Annotated in this window: 5 protein-coding genes and 1 pseudogene; 4 read left to right on the plus strand and 2 right to left on the minus strand. The window is 36.4% G+C overall.

Features of this window, described 5'->3' with window-relative positions; genetic code table 11:
- The first annotated feature begins 1,139 nt into the window (after nucleotides 1–1,139).
- The 3 genes from NLX65_RS02620 to NLX65_RS02630 all read left to right on the plus strand — a co-directional run bounded on the left by NLX65_RS02620 (nucleotide 1,140) and on the right by NLX65_RS02630 (nucleotide 20,039).
- Nucleotides 1,140–4,418 (plus strand): hypothetical protein, encoded by a 3,279-nt coding sequence (locus NLX65_RS02620; protein ID WP_260536909.1) that lies wholly within the window; start codon nucleotides 1,140–1,142, stop codon nucleotides 4,416–4,418.
- A gap of 321 nt (nucleotides 4,419–4,739) precedes the next feature.
- Nucleotides 4,740–18,482 carry an RHS repeat-associated core domain-containing protein gene (locus NLX65_RS02625; protein WP_260536911.1) on the plus strand — a complete coding sequence of 4,581 codons (13,743 nt, stop codon included), beginning with the start codon at nucleotides 4,740–4,742 and terminating at the stop codon, nucleotides 18,480–18,482.
- A 465-nt stretch (nucleotides 18,483–18,947) separates the two neighbouring features.
- On the plus strand, nucleotides 18,948–20,039 hold the full coding sequence (locus NLX65_RS02630) for a TolC family protein (protein ID WP_260536913.1): 1,092 nt from the start codon (nucleotides 18,948–18,950) through the stop codon (nucleotides 20,037–20,039).
- 300 nt (nucleotides 20,040–20,339) lie between these two features.
- On the opposite strand, the gene NLX65_RS04060 is transcribed toward NLX65_RS02630, so the two are convergent.
- A complete protein-coding gene (locus NLX65_RS04060; RefSeq protein ID WP_312025856.1) occupies nucleotides 20,340–20,690 on the minus strand; it encodes a hypothetical protein in 351 nt (116 codons plus the stop codon).
- A gap of 39 nt (nucleotides 20,691–20,729) precedes the next feature.
- Nucleotides 20,730–20,975, minus strand: a complete 246-nt coding sequence (locus NLX65_RS04080; RefSeq protein WP_445083372.1) for a recombinase family protein — start codon at nucleotides 20,973–20,975, stop codon at nucleotides 20,730–20,732.
- Nucleotides 20,976–21,142: 167 nt separating this feature from the next.
- On the opposite strand from NLX65_RS04080, the pseudogene NLX65_RS02640 reads away from it, so the two are divergent.
- Nucleotides 21,143–24,136, plus strand: a pseudogene (locus NLX65_RS02640) (Tn3 family transposase).
- Nucleotides 24,137–24,273 lie beyond the last annotated feature (137 nt).

Raw genomic sequence — 24,273 nt, forward strand, 5'->3', positions numbered from 1 at the left:
AGTTAGTAGTAGACTGGTCAATATTTTGCCTCAAAGATAGGTATAGAAAAACAAGAATCTCTACATTAAATAGGATCAAAGAAATAGCACTTAATCCTTAACTTGACGCCTATGGTTAAACGAACACTTCCGAAAATGGACCAACGCTATTCAAAATTGGAGTGAGGCTATGGCACATTTTTTAATTAAATTTGAAAGTAGAATCTAAGTAACCAAAAAATAGTTTACACAATTAACTGGACAGACCTCAATATATGGCGCCTTAACCAAAAAAATAACACTAAAAAAGTACCAAAATTATACTATAAACCTATCACAACGGCCTCTATTTGTAAGTCTAACGTTTGGCTACCATCTGATTTAGATATACGTGCGTATCATATAAGCATATTATGTTTTTATGTTTCAGAAACGTTCGTTTAAGAAACTTACAAAGATTAGCTTAAAATACCATATTTTAAACACTGTTTTTGTTACTTATAAAGTAACGATAATCTATGTTGCAAATAAGCTAATGAAATTTTGATTTAGGAACAATATTAGTGGGCTATGAATAGGTTGGTAACCCTACTATACTATATAGTGTTTATGTATTACAACGACTTATTTCATACACATGGTTACCATGGGATGGAGGTGAATTATAGTATTGCGCACAAAATACATCGATGTAAGAAGTAGTAAATTCTAAATGATTACAATAACTATCAATTTAAAAAAATTCCTATCAATCAAATTTTTGAATTCTATTTTTTGAATTCTACATATTCCTATTGAAGGTATTAATCTACTACTATATCCTATTGTTTTAGAGTCATAAAATACAAAACAACTAATAATCAGCAATAAAATATTACATATAAATAAGTTAAAAAACTTGTTGACTTTGATATTTTAATTTTGTACCATTGAATATGCCGGAAAAAATAACCCAGGAATCGGTATAACCTTTTATCATTTTTTTCCTCTCCGTTTAATCATTAAGCGATAGCTGGTATAGTGCTTGAATCTATTTCGTGATAGATCATCTATTTGATAGTATCATCTCATTTTAAAACTATCCTAAAGGGATTAGACTTTCTCAAAGAAAAAAGTGATTTAAGCTTTTTATTTTTTAACTAATTGTAAATATTGCTATTATGAAAAACATATATCAAAATCAAGGAGAGACTTTACCTTTATCATCGTTTGCTCCTTATGTTTCCGATTCTTCAAATTCATTATGGAAGAAAGGCATTGGTAATTCTGTAAGTACTGTAAGTAATTTTGTTCAATCTACAGAGAAAAAATTATCTCAATGGTTTTGGGATGGTATTGGTTCACTTCCTAAAAACTATTTTTCTAAAGATATAACTCAGGTTAATTGTTTCGATAAATCTCTATGGGAGGGCATATTTAATGAGCAAATAGAGGTATTACAAGAACAATTGTTGTCTGAATTACAACCACAACGATCTGGTGGTTTACAAGAAATAAAGGATGTTAGTTCTGCATGCGTAGACAAGCTGAAAGAACAGATAGCTGCTGGCTTACCAAAAGGTAAGTTTTCATTAGAGGAACAATTGATTCAATTACAAGGGCTTGTAGGTAAGTATATGCTTTCCCCATCGTGTTACGAAGAAGGTTTGGATCGTTTAAAAGAAACTTCTTGCGATAACAATCATTACAGAACGCTTATTGAAAAAGTCAAATCTTCATTTCACTCAGAATTAAAAAAGCAACCGGAATTTGTAGCAGAGTGTTTTCAGGGTGATGTGTTATTTTCATTTAATGAATCATCGGAAAAAATGTTGACAGCAGGCGCTATAAATAAAACATTGAATTATTATAAACCTTTAATGAAGCATAAAGCATATGCTATACAGAAGGGTTGGCTAGAACAATGTTACAATACACAATCGATATTACCGCCTCCATCAGTATTGAAAAAACAAACAACTGCTTCATCTTTACCAACTAATTTGCCAACAAATGACAATAAGCAGAGTAGTTTAACTTGGCAAGGGGCTTTATATAATTTTGGAAAGTTTTTATGGGACAATTCAGGAAAACTGGTGACATTAGGCTTAGCTACTCAAGTGGCAGCTGTTCAGGCATCGAATAATGCGACACAAGAGGGTTTTGTGCCAGAAGACAACTTTACTGATAGGTCTTCCATGATGCCTATGCTGGACATTAATCAAACATTTCTTGCACTTAATACAAATCTATTACGTTTAAATCAGGACTATGTTAATAACCCTAACGCTGAGTTAGGTACTTTAGTGCCTCTAAATAAATCTATTGAAGCAAAAACAACCATTGATGGTTATGGGCTTGACGATAAAGTAGCTGTGCTTCCAATAAATGCTACTGCTATTTCTGAGGTTGATCAGCATGATCAGCATGTAGGCATTAGTGAAGCATTGCGCCAAGAAATATTACACCAATTTGATATAATTAGCACTGATCTACACAAACTTTTAAAAAATTTTAGTACAAATCAGGATAACAATAAACCTTTAGAAGAAAGATCTGATCAAACTGCGTTACCGCGTGTAGTTAGGAATCTACCTGTAGATGACTCCCCTATGTGTGAAATAGAACAAGTTGTACTAATTAATTTTAGAAATGAACTGCAAACTACATTAAATGGAACTAATCAAGCTGGTAGTAATAATTGTCCCCTTAATTATAGCTCAGATATGTGTGAGGATTTAGTAAAATTAGTACTATGCGGTTATAATCATTTAAAAAATGGGTTTGAAGCCACTAGAAATAGCATTGCAGTAGATGAAGCTACTATGTGGGAAAATAAATTGAATGATTATAAGGAAAAATCTACTAGGTTACTTAATGATAAAATAAAATCTCTCTCAGGAAAATATAATCGAGATATAGCCGATCTTGAAACAAAGATGCAAAAATTGCAAAAGCAAGCAAATTTGTATCTAAAAACCATAAGGGGGTATGGACCAGAAGTTTGTGCTTACAGAATCACTGATGGAAATATTCAAGGCGCTGTAGATAAATTTAAACAATTAAGAGATGAGTTCGAAGTTTTAGAGGATGTGATTATACGTTCTATTATAAAGAAAGTGTATAAGTTAGAGCGTATAGAGAATATAGTAAATTTTGTAAAAAAGCTTCCTAGTTGTAATCAAGATAGGATAGCTTATCCAGCTTTATTTGATGAGATGAATAAGCAGAATCACTTAACGAGCCCAAAAGTGTTGATTGTTTCTGATGCAGTTAAAGGCTGTATGAAGTCTTCTGATCTATATAACAATTTAGAAAAATATGTTGCAACAATCATCGATGCATGGGCATATAAAGTGTCCAATAATGATTATGAGCAATTTATTGAACGCCTCAAGGAAGGTTATGGCCAATTTTTTGATGATCGTTGGTCTCGGATTATAGAAAAAGCTTATGCAAATAAATTATACAATGCAGAGAGAATATTAAAATTTATCAGAGGGTTACCTTACATTAATCAGACTGCTAGGTCTCTTACTGCCTTGTTGAATCAGATGGGAAAAAGTGGTCATTTGCATAGCTATCAGCTACTGATGGTAGCTGATAAAATCAAACAGGAGTTAGATTTTGTAAATAATGATTCCAATTCTGTGTATGTTTCAGGTGATCGTCAATACTATAAAAAAGCATATGAAGACTTAAAAGAAAGTTTACCTAGTTCAGTAAGAGGCTTGATTTGGAGTAGTAGAAGTAGTTGTGTTATACAGAACAATGCTTATTTAGAATATTTGTATGCTTCGTATTGTACTGGCTGTGCTGGTTTGCCATTTACTTGGGTACCGGGAGGTTTTGATGGTTATTCGTATTGGGAATTGCGTATGTATAACAATGGTAAATATTTTACAATGAGAAATACTGCTATGAGCAGGTATTTGCATCAGTCAGCTGGTAATCCTTCTTTTATTCCTTATAGTATGGGAATTGACAAAACAAGGAGTTTTGTAGATGCCTCTGATGCTTCTTTGAGCTTTGGAGATAGCAATAAGTGGAGACTTATACCTACAGATGATAATAAGTATTTAATATTGAATGTCGCTTCTAACGGCTATTTATATGCTGATAATGCTAAACTTGATCCTTTCGCTGACCCTAATAAGAGACGTTATGTGCTTTTATGGCAATCATCATCAGTTCCTGATTCAGTAAAAAAAGAACGTAAATGGTCCATAGATTGTTCAGGTAATCAGCGTTTAACTTCAACTGGAAAAGTTTGTCCAATTTCAAGTTCAAATAATGCGAATTATGGTTGCCACAAAGGTTCTTGTTGGGCATACTGTGGAGCCAGTTATTACGGAGGTGAATGGTGTTATACAATAGATCCTGATAAAGAATGGGTAAAATGTAGTGCTAAGCATGAATGTTGTGGCACATGGCGATGCGGAGGATCATGTACTTTATAAACGAGAAATATTTCCTGGAATAATGTTATTAGATATCTCTATACCCATTTATTTGTTACAAAATAATATTGAATCAACGTGTAGGTCAGGAAATGAAATTAATAATGGATAATAGAAACCTGAGCCTAAAAAAAATAATCTTGCATGTTTTAGAATAACAAAACATAGTTTCATAAATATTTATATGCTTCTAGAAGTTTATAAAAACTGTAACTCATAAAGGCGTAGAGTGCTTTTCTGGAGACCAGATTCACTTTTAGAGCTAGTTGAAATAAGAAACTAAATACTAGGCAGGCAGTTAACCTACTAAATCGTAAGATTATGAATCGGTTTACTTTATCAACTCAAAAATTGAGTAATGCTAATCGAGAACGGATAGAAGACATCTCTTCTATCCGACTAAACAGTGACAGTATAATAGTATGCATTCGTCAAGGGCGTCAGTTAATTGGCTACAAATATGTATCGTCGACCCAAGCATGGCATTATGATTGGAGTGAGCCAGTTTTTGGTCAGGAGGGTAACTATCCACTAGATCGTTACCCGTGGCTAGTAGCTGACAAGTTGATTCCCAATGAGAATATAGTACTATTGCGTCATCCAAATGGTATACAGTTTTACCAATTAGACCCAGTTAAACCAGGCTTAAAGTTACTAGGAGAAGATATAAAATTTAATGAATTTTTCAGTGGCGACTTATTATGGGGCCATTTTTATGCTAATACGAGCTATGTAGGAGTGATGACTCGTGATGTCAATAGAAAGATAAAATTTTATGCATCGACATTGAGGTATAATAAACCTCCTCTATCTACTTTAAAGATTAATGTCTCTTTTCCGATATGGAGTGCTGCTGAAACTGACTTTTTTATAACCAAACTACATCATAATGATCCAGCAACAATTGGACTACGTACTACTAACGGATTAGAATTTTATCAATTTAACGCCGATTATTTATTAGAGAAAGTCATTAGTACTGGGAAAGTAACAAAATCTGCATTAGGTAGACCGGCACAAGACCATCTATTTTTTGGTGACTTAACGCATCAAATATATCAAGATATTCTGCACTTGAATAATAGTGGACTGTATACCTATCAATATAACAATAGTCAGAAAGATTATACATTCCTACATCGTCATACTGGGTTTACACAGCCGTATGGTTGGGAACCCCACTATAGTAATTCCGTTCGATTATTTGACATCAATAATGATGCTCGTGATGATTTACTCTTTACTGGACCGCAGGGAATAACGGCGTTAAGTTTTGATTCTACCACTAATAGCTGGAAAATCTTGCTAGACCCTGAACAATTATCTGGAGCACAACGTTATGCTACTGTAGTAGGGACCTTGCCACCTGTACCACCTGCAATAGTCCAGCCATCAATATTTACGCAAGATACAGAAGGTAATATAGAATGGGCCAAGGTAATACCAGTTCCGGTGCCTCCCCTTACTACTACTGTACCACCAATTAGTACCACATCAGCAAGTACTACTGCCCATCCTTCTAGCTATAGGAATGTCTTAGTTCCACAACAAATTATCCGTACGCACCTTCCTGAAAAGCCTACTTTACGCTGGGTTGAACAGTGGGATGATAGCTTCCTTAAGGAAGCAGTGGACCCAGCTAGTGGTCAAGTACGTATGCATGTACCTTTAATAGATATCTTTGCTTTAACTGGGTGGAGACTACAATTAGGCCTTTTCTATAATAGCGCAGCTGTAGTATCTGATTTACTTGGAATAGGATGGTCATTACCTCTGGCACAGGATTATATCTTTGTTGACTACCAAGGCAGTATTTGCCCTGAAGATGCACGTTACTACTTAATAGCACAAGGTCGCCCACAACGTCTGAAATTTATAGCAGATGAAAGAGGCGTGCAACGCTTTCAATTAGCTGAAGCAGCTGAAGGCGTGCAAGTAACCATTTCGTATCGCCAGTCAGCACAATGTTGGATGATCGAAGGTACGGCAGAACAAACTACTTATGGTAAAGCTAATCATAATGCGGCGCAAGATGCGCTGCAATGGAGCTTAGCTTGGCCTAATTGGCGTGGTATTGGTCGTGATAAGGCACAACAACAGCCATTAATAACTGCCTGGTATTTAAATATGCGTCTTGATAAGGATACCCAAAGAACGCTATATTATCATTACGAAAAAGATATCGCTACTATAGCGGATGGTAAAACATATGATGCTGCACTACGACTAAAAACCATCAGCGATAGTCAATATATGAGGCTTAATTTGGACTACGCTCCTAAAGAGCGTAGTGAATATACCGCTCCTAATCCTGTAGATAAAGAGGGCAACATTATCTTTCCAACACCACTTGCTCAGTCCCATTACTTACAAGGGTATAGCCTTACTACTGCCGCCTATAGCCAAGCACTAAAATTTGTCTATCAAGTAAATAATGATAAGCGGTTACTAACCGCAATACAACAACAATTATTATCACATACTGAATCGGTGCTGCAGTTTAGTTATCAAACTGTATTGGACAAACAGGTTTTGGAAAGTTGCTCATTACAACCAAAAGGATCAATCCTTCATTTTAATTATCAACATCTTAACCTGCCAGCACCTACGATTGTACATAATTACCCCACTCGAGAAAAAGCTAAGGTAGCTTATGGATCCGATTACGCTGTTATGGCTTACCGAGATCTTAATCCAACGGCTGGAAAAGTGATCTTGCGCATCATGAATCGAGCAATGAACCAGACTATTATAGATTGTTCAGTTAACACAGAATTGTCATGCCCATCAGCTGAATCCGAAATCAAGGACTATGTTGTACAAGCTTATCAAAATTCATTTATAGTATTTATAGAAAGTGATCAAAAACGAGCACTATATATATATAATCGCCATAAACAAACTTGGTCTACGGATCCTACGATCTATAGATTTGGTAAACAAGCTTTAATACGCTTTAGTGAAACATTCATTGCTGCTGCAGAGCCTGACGAAAATAATCTTATGTTATTTAAGCGTTTGGATAATCAATCTGATTGGAATGAGCAAACCCTTACCTTGTCTCGGCCTATTACAGCACTTGCTTTACATAATAGACTAACAGTTGGTTATGATAACCATGAATTATGGTTATTTCGCTATGATGTGCAAACTGGATGGAAAAAACAATTTATAGACTTTAAATCAAATAGTATAAGTCAGATTTTAGAGCTATTTGATTTAGAGACGGAAGCTAGACAACAAATTGTAACAGCATTAAAGCAAAATAGTCTGCAAATTCTAAACAATTTTGTTCTATTTAATACTCTACAGGAAAATAATGGTCTGCTTTCCTCTCATATACAGCTGTTTTTACTAGATTCACAATATAATATTGCTAAAAAACAATCATTTAATATAGCACGAGAAAATATCTACCAAATTAGTCATGAATCTAAAAGTCAAGATGGAAATATCGTTTACCACCTAGGTTATATTAAAGAAGAAGGGCTTTTTAGAGTAAGAGTTAAAAATGTTTCTGGGAAAGTTATTGAGGATATCAAAAATAGAAATTTAAAAGAAGATCAAATAGAAGAGTTAAAAAAACAAGCTAATCAAGATTCACAAAATTCATACTTTAAGAAATCTTTTTTCTTAGACCTGCATCTATATACCGCTCAAATCAGTCAACAAGGTGCCTATATTGGTAACGACACGTTGCTACGTATTACCGGAACTGGATGGGAAAAAGAGTCATTACCTACCGTTCAAACAACTCCCCTAGGTAAGCACTTTATTTTAGAACCAGCTAATGATGATAAATCGCTGTTTAAACTATATAAGCAAGGCAGCAACCAAAACAAACAAGACCAGCCACTTAGGGAGCTATCACTACATGCACCAGGCCAAATCATTAACCAATATCCAGCCTATATAGCCTACCATCCAAAGCCAAACCTAGTTAAGGTATTAACTTTTAAGGATGAACAGACGCTAGGTCAGCTTTATATATTTGATAATGAACAATTACTACCAGGAAGTGACTTGCAAAATTTAATAACAGTAGCCAATGCTTCGCCAACTACCATGGTACATGCTGAACCCCAGGAATGTCGAGTGCGCGCTGTATCTACTTTGCTTCCACCTAAGGAACAATCATTTGTAAACCGAGTCACATTAACTGCTAGTGATACACAGCGAATAACAGCTTATGAACGTTCTTTTAATGCTGAACAAGAATCTCTAACCTATTCTGAGACAGTAACCATCATTCCAGGGGATAACAAGACCGCATATGGTTGGCATGAAGCAACGAGATCTTATCATAGAGGTAATGTTACGGAAACCGAACGTTGGTTTAATGCGAATGGTAGGCAGGTTTTAGGGCCACCCGAAGAAGCATCTACTGAACAGTCCACTAATACAACTGTTTCCGTGCCTAACCCAATGCTATTATTAGACCGTAGTGGGAAATGGCTAATTAGTGATTGCTCGCCATACAGCTTGGCTGACGAAATGGTAGCTTACTATGGATTTGAACCATATGAAAATAACCAGATTGGTGCTCCAGTTGCTAATACCACAGCAAAGACTTGGCGAACCAGCCAAGCCCAAATCATCAAAGGCAAATTTTCCTTTACGGGAGAACATTACTTACAACTCAAAAGCACTACTACAGATCATCCTTCTTTTTTAGAAGGGTTGTTTCAACCACGCGATCAAGAAACTACTTATCTAGCCGCTTGTTGGATACGCTGTAGTACTGCACTAGCGTTACATACAGCAGTACCCTATCTCAAAGCTATTATACATACCAGTAATGGGCAAAAAATTATTGGCTTACAAGCGCAAGTTAAGCATCAATTAGGCGATTGGTCTTACCTTGAGCTACCGCTTAATTTTCAAGTATTCAGACAGGTTTATCGAGACTATGTTAATTATAATGCCACCACAGCAAGTAACAGTGTACTACCCTCACCTGAGGATGCTAGTTTTCAGATTACTTTACGAGTAGAGTCTCCTGCTGGTCAGATAGTGGACCTTGATCATATTCGTTTCACACCCCTGACGCACGACTTTCAAGCAGCCATATACCATCCATTAATTGGCAGGCCCACAGCAATTATTCAAGCCAATGGTTTGGTCACTAGAACCATTTATAACCGCTTACAACAAGAAATCGCCAGTATAGATGAAGAAGGCCAATTGCAACAGTTTTCTACATCTAGTAGAACAGGTAAACTAGTACCCGCTCCACAAGGAAGCATGATTGATGCTAAACCTAATGCTATAACATTTGAACCAGCATATGGATCCTATGAAAATTTTGATACAAGTGCTTGGCATAACCGATGGCAACTAGATCATCCAGCTGCCTGGCAGGTTGCTCTAGGTCAATTATGGCATAAACAGTCAGGGAAACACCGAATGGAGGCAAGAGTACATTTATTTGATGGTAAGAGTGCTGCCATTCGATGCTACTTTGCCCTGCAGGAGTCACCATCTGCTTTATCGCTAAACTGGAAAGGAATGGGTAACTTAAAGTTCACTCGGCAATCAGATCATGCTACTAATGTAGATTTACCAAATGGTCAATCTATTACTCCATTGCCATCAGCCGGCGAATTAATCGTTATGCTTGAACAAAATTACCTATGGCTATGGTTGGATGGTGTATTATTGGTAGATCAAGCACTGCCAATATCCAGGGCATTGTCTCCTGATTCGTTAACTCCATGGTCTTCTTTTGCATTAGAAGCAGAAGGTAAAGTTTTAGTTGAAGATTGCTTAATAATGAATCGTCCTCAGGTAACGGTAAAATACTATAATGCATTTAGTGAAAAAACGCAGGTGATTCAGTTAGAAGATGCTAGGACCGCTCAAGTAAATGAGCTATTGTATGATGCGTTAGGGCGTGAAGCCATTACTACCAAAACAACACGGGTAAAACGTAATGCAGGTCAATCGCTTCTAGCTTACAGACCAGATTTTGTTAGCAATAAAAATCCTGCTTATCCACAATCTATTTGGAATACTGGCATCCTGCAAGGAGCAGTTAATCGGTTAAATCCTGCAGACCAAGGGGTGGCTTATACACGTACTGAGTACGCACCTAATCCATTGGATCAAGAAAAAAGTTTAGGTTTACCTGGTCCATACTTTTCAATTACCGGACGTTATGCAACTAAAATAAGTCAGCATTCGGATTTAGCTTTTCTTGATAATCTATTTCCAACGAATCAAGGTTACCGTCAAAAAGTAGAGCATACACCAAGTGGTAGTTTAAGAATTGCGGTTTTTGATCAGAGCAATAATCAGGTAGCTAACTATGTACGCGTACCAAGCTATAACCATTTATTAAGTACTTATGAATATGATAGAGAAAATCGCTTAATAAAAATCTTACCACCACTATATCATGAAAAAGTAGATACTGCTAGTAGGTTAACAGCTTGGCAATTTGGTGAGGATCGTCTCTCTCCTAAAGAAAAACAATGGCAAGAAGCGTTAGCAACACGGTTTGTTTATGATAGATATGGTCATTTAATACGCAAGATTACGCCCGACAGTGGCACAACGGAATACTTATATAATGCTGCAGGTCAAAAGCGTTTTATGGTTTCTTTGGATGCGACCAACCAATCTCAAAGGATCGTTTATTTTAACTATGATGGCAATAACCAGTTGATGAGCACTGGACATATAAGCCGCCCATTATCCCTTACAGCTTTGCGTGGGCATTTAGAAAGTAGATATTTACCTTATGCCCAAGAATACCAGAAATTTGACTATGCTAATGGTCATTTTGATCCACTATTACGTGGACGTATGAAGCAGTACATTACCCATAATGATGGCCAAGTAATAGTTGAAAAGTTACGCTTTGATGCCCAGCAGCAAGTAATTTACAAAAAAGCTATATTAGAACAAACTGAATCTGATCCACTTACTCACGTTGAAAAACAATATGTACATGGTAAGCTACAGAAGTTGATATACCCCATAACCATTGATGATCAACCATTGCATGTAGTACACAGCTATAATAGATTAGGTCAGTTGGTTGGGTTAGGTACCTCTAATAACCCAACGCATTATGCTAGCTTTACCTACCATGCTACTGGTCAATTGGCCAGTGAGCACTATCAACCCAATATGCCACATAGCTTTATTCGTAATTATAAATATAATTCGCCTGGATTTCTTGAACAGATATCAGATCCTTTTCTTTCTGAAGACATTGCTTATACAAATAAAGGCTACGGCCAAGCTGGATATGGTGATGGCATGGTCATGCAAGCAACCTTTAATGCTAGTTGGCCAGTAAATGCTGACGGAAGATGGTTTCAAGTGCGAGAAAATGATCTAGGAGGTAATTACTCAGCAGTGTGCGTTAAAGCTTTAAAACGTACTGGTTACCTCACTGATAGCGGCCAACCTATTAAGTTATATATCCGTGATGCAGAAACAGCTTTACCATTGGTATGTGGTGGAGAAACTGGTCGTCATATGGCCAAACTAGTAGCTGAAAAGCAGAAGCCAACTTATTATGGTCACCGTTATGCTTATGGCAATCATCAAGAATTGATTAAGGCTAAGTATTTTACCGATGAAACTGAAAATGTTGCTAATCCTTTACAACCAGACTCATTTGCTAAAGAGATTCCAGGCTTAACCAAGCAACAATCTCAGCATATTTGGCAACTACTAACGAATGCTGGTTACATAATTCGTGATCAACAACGCAATGATCTATCGGCCGCAGTGGGTAAACGTGGCGAGTCATTCTTTCGAAATACAGAACTATATGCTGATCTAGCAGCTTTGAAAGATGACTATACACTTTATGTTGAACCAATTGAACGATTAATTATATCAGCGATTAGTCAGCAAAGAAGATTATCACTAGCTGATTTTGAAGCGGCTTTTTTACATTGGCAAAATCTTGATATAACATCCACTAGGCTTATTTATAATTGGCAAAAAAAAATAGCAAGCCAGATTGGTCAAATGTTGCTTGATAAGGGTTATCTACCAACACAGCGTATAAATTTTGCTCGCCCCTTAAACAGCAACTTTACTACTACCTTACATCAATACACTGCTTTTATACCAAAGATTGTACAAACGTTATCACGGCACTTTACATATGCATTAGGCCAAACTGCTTTTGATGTGGAATCTTATAAGATTGATGCTAATGGTAATCACCATCTTTTTTATACAGGATTTGATCGTTATGAGCTAGCTTACTATAATGGTACTAATAAAATCCAAAATGTGAAATCAAATTGGCCTATTGAATTAGAGAGAAAGCAAGTTCTTGCTATAAAACATGATGGACAAGGTAATGCGATTTGGTCCACTCAATTAAAATTAGATAAATTTTTTTCTATAAATCATGATTATCATGGTAATATAATTCAATCTTTACATAAAAACATTAAACATATTGAGTACCATCCAGTTTCTCAGCGTACTACCCGCATTCATCTTACAGATGATCGTACTTTACATTTTTACTACGATGCACAAGGTGAAAGGGTGTTAAAACGGGTATTTGATGCTGAAGGTAAAATTAGTCATGAGAACCACTACCTACGTGATGAGAAAGGAAGAGTGCTTATAGACCGACAAACTAAATATTTAGACGGCTCAACTCAAAAGATTATTACAACTTATTTATATGGGCCTAGAGGTCTCTTAGGATTTATCCGTAATAATAACTTTTATAGCGTTACTACGGATCACGCTGGTTCAGTCCGATTGGTAATCAAAGAAGGTATAGTAGTAGCAGCTTATGATTATTTACCATATGGTGGGCTTATGCGTTCTTACGGTAATGACCCACAAGCGCATATTATGTACCGTTATACAGGCCAGGAATGGGATGAAGAAACTGGTCTCTATAATTATCATGCTAGGTTCTATGATCCTAGTATTGGTCGTTTTTACCAACCAGATCCAAAAGCTCAATATTTTAGCCCCTACAAATATGCTGGAAATTCACCGGTTTCTGTAGTAGATCCTGATGGAGAATTCGCTTTTCTTTTAACTTTTACAATACTAGGTGCCATAGGAAGTGCTTGGTTAGGCGGAGCAGCAGCTAATAACCGTTTAAATCCAGTAGATTGGGATTTTAAAGATCCTGGTACATGGTTAGGTATAGTAGGAGGAGGAATAACTGGTGGTTTATTACCAATAGGGGCTGCAGCTTCAGTTGCAGCTATAGGGATACGTGGTACTCTTGTATTGACAGCTGGTGTCGCTTATTTAAACACTGCTGCTAGCCAAGGCTTGGATCCTTCTCAATGGAAATGGGATCGACTAGATACTTGGAATTCTTTGTTTCAAGGAGCTTCGACTGGAGCTGGCATAGCTGGTGGGATAGCTATAGTACATAACTTTGCCAATACTGGTAAGGCGATTATTTTCCTTGGTAACTTTAAGGCGTTAAAAGCTATAGGCATTGGTCAACGTGCTGTAAAAGGCATATTCTTAACTGTAAGTTATACAGGTGCTAGTAGTGTAGCATATCTTCGTTCTGGGGCTACTAATAATGGAAATTTTGCCTTTTGGGAATGGGATTGGACTAATCCAGCGACCTGGTCTGCGTTAGTAGATGGGTTTGATATTGGAATGGGATGGCCACAAAATATTATGGAAATGGGGCGCGGTGCTGGTAGATTAACTAAAAATCCTAAGAAATATTTATTTTCAGGTCAAAATAACTTAAAGTTAAAAGCAATTCTAAAAGATTCTAAGCATCCATTATATAAAACAACAACTAGTGTAGTGATGGCCTACTATATGGGTAGCGCAGCCAATCGAGATTTTGATATTACTAAATGGAACTTGGCTGTCTTTTCTACCTATGAAGGAGTGCTAAATGGAGTATTCCTTGGCAAGGATATAACTAAGACATTAAAATATATACGTAGCTCTAAAGCTAAGCAGCCATCCAATACCTTAGTGCAGCTTCCCCAAAAACAAGGAACCAATTGGTCAAGAAAGGTTAGTCGTATGCTAGACTTTATGCAAGTGTCTCGTATAGCAGGAAAATACCAGAATTTAGTAGAGCAAGCATTTTCTGCAAGTACACTATGGGTGTCCAAGTTAGGTGATCAATCTCCTTCTGTAAGGAATCAGGTTGAAAACTTTTTTAAAGAAGGCTTAGGAAAATGGAAAAGCGGAGAGAATCGCCCGCCACAAGAGTTCCAACGACTGATACTAGATGAGATAAAACTAAAAATCCAAGAAGATTCAGGATTAACTAAGTGGAGAGAAGAAGTTACAGAAGTATCTAAAAAACAGCAGGAAATATTCCTTGATCGAGAAGTAGAATTTCTGACCTGTACGAAAGGAAGCAAAAGAAGAAAAAGATCGTCAGGAAGTAGTAGTTGTTTTGTTCCTACGGATAATGAACACTTAGAAAATCAAGCTAAGCGTGAGTTAGTTGAACAGTTTCTAGACAGCGATGACCTGGAAACGCTACAAGTTGATCGTTTTGTACCCATTGGACCACCAGTCGATAAAGATTCTCATTTATTTGATCCGAGTTCCCCTAAAGGTTTTGCAGAGAATCTTAGCTTATTTTTGGCCAAAACTCCAAATGTTCTTGCTTCTACTAAACCAGATTTTTTTCCTAATCTTATTTTAGGATCAATTTTGACATTACCTACTACTGTCAGTAAAAAGGATGTTTATGCTAAAATTGCAAAAGTGAAGTGCTCAATTCCAAATACAGCAGGAGAATATGATTCTGATAAGACGAGCACTGCAGGAATCTTAAAAATATGCTTTAAAGATGGCCAGAATTTAATATTAAAAACTTTTGTTATAGAGCCAAAATCCTACAAAGATAAAAATGGAAAATTAGAGAGAATTCCAGATGGAGCGTTTGAAAGTGTTAAAAATCAACTTGACCTAAATAGTAGGTATAATAATGCTGAACTAGATGAAATATTATCTGAGTTAAAACTTAAAAACCCAGCTAAAATAAAAGAATATATATTTTATATAAACAAAGATCGCTTACTCTCTGTAAAAAAGTTGCAAGAAAATGATGAAGCTAGATACCAGGAGAGAGTGTCAGAAACTATAAAAAACTTTGCGCAAAGTTTAGCTTCTAAAAACTCAGGCACACCTAGGAAACATAAAAATCAGTTAGAAAGCTATTTATTGAGCCTAGGTTTGGAAGAAGTAGCAAAAAGAGTATCAGGGTCTAAACCAGAACTCAGTGATGCGGATCTAGATACTATAAGAAATAAAATAAGACCAACTATAAATCAGCACAATTTTAAAAAAATAGAATCTGAAAATGAAAGAAGAGGTTTAGATAAATCACTAAATAAAATTTTTAACAATAAAATCGATGAGGTTAAAGCAGGAATCGAAAAATTTTCTAATGAGCTATTAAAAATATACAATGAAAATGCAAAAAAATTTGGATTTGATTTGGAATCAGAATCCGGATTTCATGGTTTTTTCTATGGAGCTTTGTCTTTAAACTTTAAATACCGTTATAATCTAGATGTTTATGTAGAACGTATTGCTGGAAGAGGTTATGCTGACTTAATACTTCTTTCTCGTAATGGACCAGATGGTAATAAAAATTGGCGTGCTGTTCCAATAATCATTGAACTTAAAGCAGATCGTACTTCATCTGGTGGTGCAACTGATCAGACAACCGGTACTGGTTATCTCTATAATCTTAGTATGAGAACTATAGCCGAAAAGGCTATAGTTGTTGGTATTAATTCTAATCTTGAACCTGGTATTAAAGCGAGTGAAGCTATTGATATAAAGACAGAAGATATACCACGATCTAAAGGATTTATTCAGCAATTGATAGCAGAAAAAGATAACAATAATATTAAATCAGAGCTAGAACCAGAACTAAAGCATTTATACTACTCTATTTCGCCTTTAGCAATTAAAGGCAATGACCATTATCTTAGCCACTTAATTTTAGGAGAAATTCTATCAAAGAAGGGTAGAGAAATTTATGTTCGAAGAAATGGGGAATTAAGTACATTTGTTTTTAAAGAAGAAGACAAGTGGATAATGTTAAATTTAGTTGAAAGTAGTAAAAGAATAAATAACGATAAGTATAAATTTGAAGATGTTAATATTGATGATAAAGCTAAGTTGCCTACGTTAGAAGGTGGTCACAAAATTACTAATCTCATTAGAGTTGATATAAAAGTAAATCCTAAGTCAAAGGATGGTTGGGATCCGAATAAACAAAAAAGAAAAACTAGTCAGAATAGTAATGCAGGGGAGTTTTACTTTCAAAGTATAGAAGTAAAGAATGGTGGCGCCAATCTAGAAAGAGTTCAATATCAAAAGCTGTCTTCTATAGATATGATGGAATTTTTTACTAATACAGAAAAAATAATTGGTAGTCTATCAGAATCTCTAAAATCTATAAAAGACACTATTAATAGTGAGAGTGATTTTCAAGCTGTTTTACAAGGATTATTTGTAGATCTTGCTAAGAAAGTTTCTAAGGAAAAAAAAGGAACAATCATTAAAGTATTTCCAGAAGCCAATCTTTCCAAAGATGGTAGAAGTGATCTTATAATATCGATCTTACAAGAAAGACCTGGTCAACAAGTACATGAAGAAGGTATTATTCTAATGGAACTTAAATACTCTAAGGGAGATGGTGAGATAGACCTTAAGGAAGGCAATCTACAAGTAAAAAAATATGGATCTAATTTAAAATCTGTTACTGATCTTTTCGCATTCACGCCTATTGTAGCTGTTTTTTGTAAAACTTGTAAAACAGATACAGGTACTATTAAATTCAAAGTACATGATGTTCAAAACATTCACCATACTTCTGCAAAACTTAGCCCAGTGGCTAATGATGGTATAGATAATATACCTGATCTCGATCTTTCCGCTGCTGCTATAGAAGGTATAGATACCCTAACTTTAGGTAAAAAGCGTAAAGGTAGTGAGCAACCTGAGAGCCAGCCTGCTGGTGGAAAAAACAGATTAGGTGGCCGAAGAAAAAGATCATTAGATTATGTAGAGAACTATCAAAATAAATTAACCAAAAATATTCAAAGTGAAAGTAAATTATTAGTAGACAACTCGTTACCTTACGTTACATCTATAACAGAGTTAATAATTCCTGACAAAGAGAACCTAGAAAAACTTGACTTTTCAAGCAATAATTTTGGTGTAGCATCTTCGGGAAGTAGCAAGTTACAATCTTGGCCTATAAGTTTGGTTAAAAAAGTAGGAGCAACAGTTTCATCTTTCTTAGCTACTAGATTGATACCAGATTTAACTGATGAGGTAAATAATCAACATACTCCACCACATTATGCACAACCAGAATTGTTGCTTGATCAGAAAGCATCTTATGAAGAGGCAAAAACCAACTCAATTATCGATAATAAGTTTACCACATCACATTATGCGCAGCCAGAGTTCCTGATATATCAATCATCATCTTCTCGGCCAATAACAACTGGACCAACCGTATTGGAAATGGTGGATAAATGGCTTAACAACACCGATATGGATGGTCTAATTACCTGTGGTACACTGTTGGCTAGAAAATGGACAGGATACCGTCCAAAGGCTGGTAAAGCGCCGTCCTATGATCCAGCAATAGATAAAAAAGGAATAAATATACTATCTAGTATAAAAGCACTTGAATCAGTGTATGGATCTACGGATAGGGCTGAAGAATATGACCAAGCTTATGAGATAGACCCATCTACTATTCCTGGAAATGCTAAGCCAGATACGCAAGCCATAGATGCAGTCCGTAAAGAGTTAGCTAAAGAAGAACTAGCAACCATTTTAGCTGAAGTAAGCGAAGAGTCGCCTAAGTTTAAAAAACAGCTTCTGCAACAGGAAGTGCAACCAAAAGAGCAAAAAGTACTGGCTGATGCTACTCAAAAAGCTGATATCAGTCTTTTAAAACAAGAAATGTGTAGTATAAAACCTGGCCAGCTGGCTGGTACCACTTTAGACATGAGCAATATCTACAATATAAACGATTCACTTGTCCAAAATAGTATAGACCATGACAACCCATATAGAAAGTGCGGTAACTTCTAACAAATTGTTACTAACATTAGCAGTATTGAGGTATATGATGGTGTAATATTGTCTTCATATTACCATATTGATACTAGATAAAGGCCTTGAACCAATGCCTATGGCGTAAAACTAGAATAAGAAATTAAAGTATACTGACTTTTTAGAAAAAATGTCCCAGTAGCTTTGCTTGATTAAGTATTTACTTTTCAGCGTAAAGTATAGTGTTTCTATAACTTTAATGTATTGATTATCAAGGTTATATATAAATTTCACTAAAGATGTTTGCAGTCAAAAAAAGGCTTTTATCCTTGAGTGTAATCTATACCATTGTTCTTTTATCCCATAACCTAGCAGAAGCTAAAGCTGAGCCTATAAGTTTTGAGGAAGTGATATCCATTGCTTTAAAAAGTAATTTTGACATTCTGATTTCCAGAAATACTAGAAAAAAAAGCTTTATTATCAAGTAAACTTTCTACCCTACATATATGGCTTCCCAAAGCTACCTTTATAGCTGCACAGGAAAACAAATGGGAAAAACGTGGTAATACCTTTTATTTTCGGTCAGAACCCATTTTTACTTTAACATGGGACCTACAATCCATTTCTGACAAAATCTTCCATACTAAAATTAATGGTCAGCATAACCTTTTAAATAACTTAATTGCGACAAAAGCAATAGCAAATGAGTTACAGAAAGTAGTTACCAGCTATTATGAACTCGCACTCGCTCAAAAGAAATGGGAGTTGTCTAATACCTTTGTTAAGATTTCAGCATCTAGGTTAGAAATAGAAGAGAAAAAGTTTAAACTAGGTTTTGTTCCTAAGATCAATTATCTAAACGCTGATCTAGCCCTAAAAGAGGCCAATTTGTCTTTATTAGAGCAGCAACAAACCCTTAAAGAAAAACGGCGCAATCTAAACCTAATGTTAGGCAAGCCACTAAGTGAAGAAACACTCGTAGCATCCAATATTCCTGTTGAACCTATATGGGACATCAGCTCTGTTACCAAAAGAAAAGTAGTGAATCTGGAAGCTGCCATACAAGAAAAAAAAGTAGCCATAGCATCAACTGAGCTAACTAGAGCTAAGGCCTATCTGCTTTCTTGTTTAAGCCTATCAACTGGCCTTTTCTCTAATGGCTATGCCTATAATTTAAAAGATAAGATATGGAGTAATAGTCCATCTAGTCAGTTCATGAAGATTTGGATAACTATTGATCTAGGTTCTTTGCTGTGCATGCCTGCAGAAATTAAAAAAGCAAGGATTGCATTGAATAGTGAAAAATTCAAATTAAGTAAAGAAAAGTTATCTGCAGAGGATCATGTAAAGAATCAAAAATGGCTTTATCGTCATGCCTTAGGGTTACATAAAATAGCGTCAGAACGATTGAAGGTAAGCAATCAAAAGTTAGCCTTTGTTAAAGAAGCTTATGCACTGGATCAAGTAAAACTACTTGAATTGCAAGAAGCAGAAGAAGATATGCAAAAATCAAAAATCAATTTAATAGCCTATGCTTTTAAGGTCAAACAAGCAGAGTTTGCCCTTTATCGCTTGGTTGGTATGTTTGATAAATAGGTTATTGTTTGCCGCCCATTTGTATATGACAAAGTTTAGCATAGACTCCTTTGTGCGCTAATAGTTCTTGATGGCTACCTTATTCAATCATCATGCCTTGATCCAATACGAGAATACGATCGGTCTGTTTGGTGTCTCCTTGGATATAGGAAATTATTGTACGTTAAGGCTGTTTTTTGTACTAAAGATGTTTTCCTTTTCTTCCAGGTTATTGTATAAGTTTACCTGATTAGAAACACTTTTTCGATATTACTTTTCCTATTTTTCAGCAATCTACTAAAAGTGCTTGGCATTACTTTTTTAATTGATTAAAGTGTACAATTGTTGAATACGACATACCTGCGAATCGCTGTACCCGGTAGCTTGTGCGGTTTCATGTATACTTAATTTTTTAACGTTTCGATAGTATACCACTTTCTTGTGTCGCTCATGACCAGCCTGCTTTCCCCTATATTTACCCTGTGCATGGGCTCTTTCGATTCCCTGTTTTTGCCGTTGTCTACGGCTCAACCAATCCTTATGTGACATTGCGGCCATTAGATCTATGAGCATATTATTGATGGCGAAAATCACAGCACGTGTTACTGGATCATTTTGTGATGGTTCTTTATCAGATAAAGCCTGCCATGAAGTTGGTATGTCCAGACTCACAATTTTCAGTTCGCGGTGTTGAATTTTCTTTTTGATTGTTTACCAGTCACTGTTGCTCAACCGTGTCAGCCTGTCTATCTGCTCTACGAGTAAAATATCATTTTGGTGACTATCCATGAGTAATCGTCCTAGTTCTGGTCTTTCCAGTTTTGTGCCACTGATATTTTCCCGATAGTAGCTAGCGATTTTATGTCCCCTTTCATGAACAAACTGTTCGAGCATTTTTTTTGCACGATCGGTAAACTGATCTTCTGTTGAAGCTCTTAAATAATCCCTTATGAACATATTCTAATGAATTTATCGTATTTAGGTTATGTCATTGAATCTATCGCATATAAGTTACTTCATTAATGGAATAGGATAACATTTTTTCTATTTCATTGCGGTGCACCCTTATGCGATAAGTATTTGAACGAAAATTAATCTACAAAATAATTATCAATGTAAACTATATACCGAGGAGACAAATTCTTTCCCATTCAGAAAGAGCATCATTACTAGCTTTACTTGAGGATGAACTGACGCTGATCCACATGACGTATTTCAGCGAACAGGATTTAGCGCTTATTAATACGTACCGCAAGCCGGCCAATAGGTTCGGTTTTTCTGTCTTGCTTTGTTACCTGAAGAACATAGGGATGATACCAGATAAAAAATTACTACTTTCCGATTTTTTACTCAAGCATATCGCTAGCAGACTTAATTTATCAAATGAACTTTGGAAAAATTACGCATCAGGACGAGACACCACTCGCATGGAACATTTAATAGAACTATACCGCTATCTAGGACTAAAAAAATTTACAAAACAGATTCAAAATGATTGCATTTCGTATTTAATTCCACTTGCAAAACGAACTGACAAGGGTATTCTTCTTGCACAAGAACTTCTAAAGTATATGCAGCGGAATTGCGTGATTATTCCCACTATTGATGTACTGGAGCGAACGTGCTCAAAGGCCATGGCTGCTGGTGATAAAATAGTATTCTCGGAACTGAATGCTCAACTTATATCAGAGCATAAGGTTAATCTAGACATCCTTTTGATTGCATCAAATAATCATCTTTCACGTCTAGCTTGGATTCTTCAACCTCCTGGTAAAATTGACGGAAAAAATGTACTACAGCACATTGAACGCCTGAATACGATAGTGGCAATGGACTTACCGGTAGGGATCGGACGTTTAGTTCATCAGAATCGGTTACTGAAACTGGCCCGTTAGGGTCGGAATATGAGCAGCCGAGATTTGACTAAGTTCTCATCAAGCAGACGATACGCTATTCTAATATGTGTGATTGAAGAAGCCAGAGCTACACTTACAGATGAGATCATCGATTTGCATGATCGTATCTTGAACAGTATATTCAGCCGGGCTAAAAGGACTCAGGCGGAGCGACTCCAGCAAACAGCTAAACTTATCCAGTCTAAACTGTACCAATATGTTGCTGTTGGTCAAGCATTAGCTGAAGCCCGTGAATCAGGAGCAGATCCGTGGACTGCTATTGAACATGTTATGCCATGGCAAGAATTTATTACAAGTCTAGAAGAAACCCGTTTTTTGATCAAAAAAAGTAATTTTGATCCACTGCATATTATTATTGAGAAATATAGTACGTTACGTAAATACGCTGCAAGAATGTTGTCTGCGTTGGAACTGAATGCCACGCCATCTTCACAGTCACTAGCCGAGGCTCTGACAGTCATCAGAGAAATGTATCATAAACAGTTACGAAAGGTCCCACCAATGGCACCGTTGGATTTTATTCCTGAAAGCTGGAGGAAAGTGGTTATTGCACCCACCGGAATAAATCGACAGTACTATGAATTTTGCGCTCTTAACGAACTTAAAGGCGAACTTCGTTCAGGGGATATCTGGGTAAAAGGTTCTCGCCGATACAAAAATTTTGACGATTACCTCATTCCTAAAAAGGAGTTTAAGAAGTTGATTCAGAATCATCAGTTACCACTTTCTGTCCCTTGTGATTACAGCCAATATATCGGCAGTCGCCTAACATTATTGAAATAACGACTCGAAGAGGTAAACAAAATCTCCCTTATAGGTGATTTACCTAATGTTGAAATATCTAATAAAAGAGTGAAGGTCACACCATTGGATAATAGTGTTCCTGCAGAGGTTTCACCGCTGAAATCCCTGGTTTATAGTATGTTACCTCATCCTAAAATTACAGAGATACTGGATGAAGTAAACGACTGGACAGCGTTTACTGACTATTTTTCTCATCTCAAAAATGAGGTCATTCGCCCTGATACTCGGCTCCTCCTAACCACTATCCTGGCTGATGGAATCAACCTAGGGCTAGGTAAAATGGCAGAGGCCTGTCCTGGAGTTACTAGATCTTCACTGGAAAGTATTCAGGCGTGGTATATACGAGATGAAACGTATTCATCTGCTCTTGCTGAATTAGTTAATGCGCAGGGAAAGCAACCTATGGCGATATACTGGGGTGACGGTACTACATCGTCCTCAGACGGTCAGAACTTCAGAGTCGGAAGCCTTGGACGATACGTTGGACAAGTCAATCCTAAATATGGACAGGATCCTGGTATTCAGTTTTATACGCATATCTCTGATCAATACAGCCCATTTTATACCAGGGTTATCAGCCGGGTAAGGGATTCAACTCATGTACTCGATGGCTTGCTATATCACGAAAGTGATCTAGAAATCAGGGAACACTATACCGATACATCTGGTTTCACCGATCATGTATTTGCCATTATGCACCTACTTGGTTTTGAATTCTGCCCAAGAATTCGAGATCTACATGACAAACGACTTTTTATTCAAGGCAAAGCCCAACAATACCATGGACTTCAGTCTATTATATCTACGAACAGACTGAATCTGAAATATATCGAATCAAACTGGTCTGATGTGCCTCGTCTAGCCACCTCGATCAGCCAGGGGACAGTTACTGCGTCCCTAATGATCAAGAAGTTGGCCAGTTATCCAAAACAGAACGGTCTGGCAAAAGCTCTCAGAGAAATCGGGAGAATAAAAAGAACATTATTCATGCTGAACTGGTTTCGAGATCCAGAATTGCGTCGACGTGTACAAAAAGGGCTGAATAAAGGAGAAGCCCGTAATGCCCTTGCCCGTGCGGTATTTATGCACAGGTTGGGTGAAATCAGGTACAGAAGAATGGAAAATCAGACCTACCGTGCCAGTGGACTAACCCTGCTCACAGCTGCTATCACGCTATGGAACACGGTCTACATCGAAAGAGCTGTAAAATCTCTGAAAAAACAGGGAATAAAAATCAATGATCAATTGTTATCCCACCTATCTCCATTAGGATGGGAGCATATCAATCTGACAGGAGATTATATCTGGGCAAGAAAGCGTAAAACAACTTCAAGTAAGTTCCGGCCTCTACGACCGGCTAACATACAAAACTACAAAAACAGCCTTAACCTACAATAATTTCCCATATCAAAGGTGACCCCAACTAGGTCTACACAAGATCCTGGATACGAGATACAGGCAAACCAGTAAGAGCAATAATTTGTACTAGTTAAGATTTAATCTGACAATTATTAACTTTGTACGGATATAAATTA

This window comes from Candidatus Cardinium sp. TP (assembly GCF_025215055.1).
In the GTDB taxonomy this organism is placed as follows: Bacteria; Bacteroidota; Bacteroidia; order Cytophagales; family Amoebophilaceae; genus Cardinium.

Excerpts from the sequence above, each read along its gene's own strand:
- NLX65_RS02620 (WP_260536909.1), top strand. The coding sequence starts at position 1,140 with ATGAAAAACATATATCAAAATCAAGGAGAGACTTTACCTTTATCATCG.
- NLX65_RS02625 (WP_260536911.1), top strand. The coding sequence starts at position 4,740 with ATGAATCGGTTTACTTTATCAACTCAAAAATTGAGTAATGCTAATCGA.
- NLX65_RS04080 (WP_445083372.1), bottom strand. The coding sequence starts at position 20,975 with ATGTTCATAAGGGATTATTTAAGAGCTTCAACAGAAGATCAGTTTACC.